2 protein-coding genes and 4 pseudogenes are annotated in these 5,668 nt (G+C 57.4%); 5 read left to right on the top strand and 1 reads right to left on the bottom strand.

All coding sequences use genetic code 11. The features are described from left to right. From OGY71_RS07530 to tsr, 4 genes and pseudogenes are all read left to right on the top strand, one after another. A pseudogene (locus tag OGY71_RS07530) lies at positions 1–551 on the top strand (IS1 family transposase); the annotation flags it as partial. 14 nt (positions 552–565) lie between these two features. After that, a pseudogene (locus OGY71_RS07535) lies at positions 566–1,279 on the top strand (zinc-binding dehydrogenase); the annotation flags it as partial. An 88-nt stretch (positions 1,280–1,367) separates the two neighbouring features. Next, positions 1,368–2,323, top strand: a pseudogene (locus tag OGY71_RS07540) (Ldh family oxidoreductase). A 219-nt stretch (positions 2,324–2,542) separates the two neighbouring features. Beyond that, on the top strand, positions 2,543–4,210 hold the full coding sequence (gene tsr, locus OGY71_RS07545; RefSeq protein WP_137360107.1) for a methyl-accepting chemotaxis protein: 1,668 nt from the start codon (positions 2,543–2,545) through the stop codon (positions 4,208–4,210). Between the two features lie 27 nt (positions 4,211–4,237). Here the strand turns inward: tsr and OGY71_RS07550 are convergent, their stop codons facing one another. Next, positions 4,238–4,753, bottom strand: a complete 516-nt coding sequence (locus OGY71_RS07550) for a GNAT family N-acetyltransferase (RefSeq protein WP_057072932.1) — start codon at positions 4,751–4,753, stop codon at positions 4,238–4,240. Between the two features lie 214 nt (positions 4,754–4,967). Between OGY71_RS07550 and OGY71_RS07555 the strand changes: the two are divergent. Further along, positions 4,968–5,665: pseudogene (locus OGY71_RS07555) on the top strand (IS1 family transposase). The last annotated feature ends 3 nt before the right edge of the window (positions 5,666–5,668 follow it).

Raw genomic sequence — 5,668 nt, forward strand, 5'->3', positions numbered from 1 at the left:
CCCGGTACGCACCAGAAAATCATTGATATGGCCATGAATGGCGTCGGATGTCGCGCCAGTGCACGCATTATGGGCGTTGGCCTCAACACGGTTTTACGTCACTTAAAAAACTCAGGCCGCAGTCGGTAACCTCGCGCATACAACCGGGCAGTGATGTGATTGTCTGCGCTGAAATGGACGAACAGTGGGGCTACGTCGGTGCTAAATCACGTCAGCGCTGGCTGTTTTACGCGTATGACAGGATACGGAGGACGGTTGTGGCGCACGTCTTCGGTGAACGCACTCTGGCCACACTGGAGCGTCTTCTGAGCCTGCTGTCGGCCTTTGAGGTCGTGGTATGGGTGACGGATGGCTGGCCGCTGTATGAACCCCGCCTGAAGGGAAAGCTGCACGTTATCAGCAAGCGTTACACTCAGCGCATTGAGTGACATAACCTGAATCTGAGACAACATCTGGCAAGGCTGGGACGGAAGTCACTGTCGTTCTCAAAATCGGTGGAGCTGCATGACAAGGTCATCGGGCATTATCTGAACATAAAACACTATCAGTAAGTTGGAGTCATTACCTTGGCGTACATCGTGATGGTGGGTTCAGCGAATATTTATGCGTACCTGAGCAAAACATCCTGCTGGCGGAAGGCATTGCACCCGAAGCGGTTGCGCTGATCGAGCCGTTTGCCATCAGCGCACATGCGGTTCGCCGTGCGGCGGTGAAGCCCGGTGACGCGGTCCTGGTGGTGGGCGCTGGGCCAATTGGGCTGGGGACGGCAGCCATTGCGGCGGCGGAAGACGCGCAGGTGGTGATGGTGGATACTAGCCCGGAGCGCCGCGCGCATGTGGCGCACCAGCTGGCGTTACCGGCTCTCGATCCGCTGGCCGATGACTTCCTCACTCAGTTGCGCGATAGCTTTGGCGGTGACCTTGCACAGACGGTGATTGATGCCACCGGCAGCGCGCAGTCGATGAATCGCGCGGTGGAGTTGATTCGCCACGGCGGCAGCATTGTATTTGTCGGCCTGTTTAAAGGCGACCTGCAGTTCTCTGATCCGGAGTTCCATAAAAAAGAGACCACGCTGCTGGGCAGCCGAAACGCCACAAAAGCGGACTTTGCGCGGGTGGGGGAGCTGATGCAGCGTGGGCTGCTGCGCGCCGACATGCTGCTGACTCACCGGTTGCACTTTGATGAGTTGGGTAGCACCTATGAACGAGATGTCATCAATAATCCACGGCTGATTAAAGGCGTGATAGAGTTTAGCGAGAACATTGCTGGCGCTCAATAAAATAAATGTGATGTAAATCAATATTTTAACTAAGTAAAACCTGCGCCTCCGTCTGCGCTAAAGCCTGTCCGACAATATGGAGAAAAACATGACAACGGTAAACATCGCGCTTAAGGAAGCCTATCAACTGGCCTTCGACGTCCTCAGCTCAAACGGATTTTCAGCCGCACACGCCGACGCTATCGCCCGCAACGTCACCGCGGGTGAACGCGACGGCTGTGCTTCACACGGCCTGTGGCGCCTGCTGGGGATCGTAGAAACTCTGCGCAAAGGCAAGGTGTCGCCGGATGCGGAACCGACGATTGTCGATCAGGCGCCCGCTATCGTTAAAGCGGATGCCAACGGGGCGTATTCGCTGTGTGCCTATGAAAAGGCGCTGCCGCTGCTGATTGAAAAAGCTCGCCACTGTGGGATTGCGGCGCTGGCGATCAACCGTTGCGTGCACTTCTCGGCGCTGTTTGCCGACGTGGAACCGCTGACCGACGTGGGGCTGGTGGGTTACGCCTGTACGCCAAGCCACGCGTGGGTGGCCCCGGCGGGCGGCACCCAGCCGCTGTTCGGCACCAACCCGATTGCGTTTGGCTGGCCACGCGGTGCGAAGCCGCCGTTTATTTTTGATATGGCGACCAGCGCCGCAGCGCGCGGTGAAATTCAGCTGCACCAACGGGCGGGTAAGCCAATTCCAGAAGGCTGGGGGATTGATAGCGACGGCCAGCCAACCACCGACCCGCAGGCGGTGCTGGACGGGGCGATGCTGACCTTCGGCGGCCATAAAGGCTCGGCGCTGGCGGCGATGGTGGAACTGTTCGCCGGCCCGCTGATTGGCGATATGACCAGCGCCGAATCGCTGGCGTCGGATAACGGCGCGGGCGGCCTGCCGTACGGCGGCGAGTTGATTCTGGCGCTCGACCCTCAGCGTTTCCTGGGAGCAGAGGCCGGGACGCATCTGGCGCGCGGCGCTATCTGGTGCGCGAGCGAAGTGAGCTGCATGGGCTGGATGTTTCTCGTGGCCTGTACGACGAGATTTGTGCGCTGCGCGGGTAACGAGCATCCCCGGCGGCGCTGCGCTTGGCCGGGCCACGCGATTCGTCAATCTGCACTCATCGGTTCCCTCTCCCCTATGGGGAGAGGGCTAGGGTGAGGGGGAACAGGCACGCTCGGTGATGCAAAATCGCGCCGCTACCCGTATTAATTGTCACAATTTCTATAAAGTTTTGTCTTTTCCCGCCGAAAACTCGTTATTGGTCCGGAGGAAAGAGAAACATGTTAAAACGTATAAAGATCGTCACCAGCCTCGTGCTGGTTTTGGTGTTGTTTGGCCTGTTACAGCTGGCGTCAGGGGGACTTTTCTTTAACTCTTTGAAGCATGACAAAGAGGACCTCACCATTCTGCAAACTGTGCGTCAGCAGCAGTCCTGGCTGAACGGGAGCTGGGTTGCTCTGCTGCAAACCCACAATACCCTGAACCGTGCCGGGATCCGTTACATGATGGATCAGAACAATATCGGCAGCGGCGCTACCGTTGCCGAGTTGATGCAGATTGCCACCAAATCACTGTCTGATGCGGAAAAACGCTGGACCGAGTACGAAGCGATGCCGCGTGACCCGCGTCAGAGCGAAGCGGCGGCGCTGGAAATCAAACGTAACTACGACATCTACCACGGCGCGCTGTCCGAGCTTATCCAACTGCTGGGTGCAGGCAAAATCAACGACTTCTTCGACCAACCGACTCAGGGTTATCAGGACGGCTTTGAGAAGGCGTACGTCAACTATCTGCAACAGAACGACAGCCTGTACGACCTGGCGGTCAACGACAGCAATGCCTCCTACACGCAGGCCATGTGGATCCTGTTTAGCATGATGATCGCCGTACTGGCCGTGATCATCTCCGTCTGGCTGGGCGTGCGCAAGACGCTTATCGAACCACTGAATCGTTTAATCGACAGCATTCGCCACATTGCGGGCGGTGACCTGGTCAAACGCATCGACGTGGAAAGCGACAACGAAATGGGCGAGCTGGCACACTCTCTGCGCCATATGCAGGGTGAACTGGCGCGCACCGTGGGCGAAGTTCGTCAGGGGGCTCACGCGATTTACAGCGGCGCGAGTGAAATTGCGATGGGTAACAACGATCTCTCTTCACGTACCGAGCAGCAGGCGGCTTCTCTGGAAGAGACGGCGGCGAGTATGGAAGAGCTGACGGCGACCGTGAAGCAGAACGCCGAAAACGCCCGTCAGGCGAGCCATCTGGCGCTGAGCGCATCGGAAACCGCGCAGAAGGGCGGTAAAGTCGTGGATAACGTGGTGCAGACCATGCGCGATATCACCGCCAGTTCGCAGAAAATCGCCGACATTATCAGCGTGATTGACGGTATTGCCTTCCAGACCAACATTCTGGCGCTGAACGCCGCGGTGGAAGCCGCACGTGCCGGTGAACAGGGGCGTGGTTTTGCAGTGGTCGCGGGTGAAGTTCGCAACCTGGCGCAGCGCAGCGCCCAGGCGGCACGGGAAATTAAGAGCCTGATTGAAGATTCGGTAAACCGCATTGACCTCGGTTCCACGCTGGTAGAAAGCGCGGGCGAAACCATGGATGAAATCGTGAATGCGGTAACCCGCGTAACCGATATCATGGGCGAAATTGCTTCCGCATCTGACGAGCAGAGCCGGGGTATCGACCAGGTTGGCCTGGCGGTATCGGAGATGGACCGTGTCACCCAACAGAACGCCTCGCTGGTGGAAGAGTCCGCGGCAGCCGCCGCGGCGCTGGAAGAGCAGGCTAGCCGACTGACGCAGGCGGTGGCCGTGTTCCGCATCCAGCAGGGCCAGGCAAGTACCGCGCGCGAACCGGTCAGCGTGGCCGCTGCGCCAGCGCCGGGTACGCTGCGTAAAGCGGCGGCAACCGACACCGGGGAAAACTGGGAAACCTTCTGATATGACATGCGCCCCTGTCAGGGCGCATTAGCTCAGCATCAGGCGCATGGCGCAGCGTGATTCATACGCCATGCCGTGCGCCACTTCTTGTGCCAGCTTTTGCCGTAGCGCAGCGTTCAATGACGTTTCCGGTAGCATTTCGAATCCCATTCGGGCATACCACGGCGCGTTCCAGGGTACATCCCGAAAGGTGGTGAGCGTGAGCGACGTGAAGCTCCTTGCTTTGGCCTCTACCGCGACATCGCTAAGAAGGCGTCGACCTAACCCTATTCCCTGACTCGCCTGATGCACGGAGAGCTCGACAATAAACAGCGTCGAATCCTGTGCTTCTGCTAACAGAAAACCACGCGGTTGACCGCTGTGTTCTACCACCCAACTCATTTCCTGCTGCAGATAATGCTGATGGCAACGGGCAGAGATGACGGGGCCTTGAGCGAGCCAGCTCAATTCGGGGATCTGCCGAAAGCATTGCCCGGCGGCGCGTTCAATGTCTGGAAGTGCGGCGATATCCGCAGCAATGGTCGGACGAACGAGAGTTATCATGGGGCAAGTATAGCCTGTCGTTAACCGGCGCAAACCAAAATTGGCGAATAAAAGTTACTGATAATCATCGCATTATCCGGCGTTTTGCGATTGCTCAACAGCCGTTTCTGACCAGGGGTAATACCCAGCGCATATTTTTCAAATACCCCTGCGGGCACGGGTAATGCTGCCAACTTACTGATTTAGTGTATGATGGTGATTTTAAGGTGCTTGCGTGGCTTCTGTTTCTATCAGCTGTCCCTCCTGTTCAGCTACTGACGGGGTGGTGCGTAACGGCAAAAGCACTGCCGGACATCAGCGCTATCTCTGCTCTCACTGCCGTAAAACATGGCAACTGCAGTTCACTTACACCGCCTCTCAACCCGGTACGCACCAGAAAATCATTGATATGGCCATGAATGGCGTCGGATGTCGCGCCAGTGCACGCATTATGGGCGTTGGCCTCAACACGGTTTTACGTCACTTAAAAAACTCAGGCCGCAGTCGGTAACCTCGCGCATACAACCGGGCAGTGATGTGATTGTCTGCGCTGAAATGGACGAACAGTGGGGCTACGTCGGTGCTAAATCACGTCAGCGCTGGCTGTTTTACGCGTATGACAGGATACGGAGGACGGTTGTGGCGCACGTCTTCGGTGAACGCACTCTGGCCACACTGGAGCGTCTTCTGAGCCTGCTGTCGGCCTTTGAGGTCGTGGTATGGGTGACGGATGGCTGGCCGCTGTATGAACCCCGCCTGAAGGGAAAGCTGCACGTTATCAGCAAGCGTTACACTCAGCGCATTGAGTGACATAACCTGAATCTGAGACAACATCTGGCAAGGCTGGGACGGAAGTCACTGTCGTTCTCAAAATCGGTGGAGCTGCATGACAAGGTCATCGGGCATTATCTGAACATAAAACACTATCAGTAAGTT

The sequence above is a fragment of the Citrobacter sp. Cpo109 genome (assembly GCF_030332565.1).
In the GTDB taxonomy this organism is placed as follows: Bacteria; Pseudomonadota; Gammaproteobacteria; order Enterobacterales; family Enterobacteriaceae; genus Citrobacter; species Citrobacter portucalensis.

Bases quoted from the DNA above. Each gene is read 5' to 3' on its own strand.
- tsr (WP_137360107.1), top strand. From the start codon at position 2,543: ATGTTAAAACGTATAAAGATCGTCACCAGCCTCGTGCTGGTTTTGGTG.
- OGY71_RS07550 (WP_057072932.1), bottom strand. From the start codon at position 4,753: ATGATAACTCTCGTTCGTCCGACCATTGCTGCGGATATCGCCGCACTT.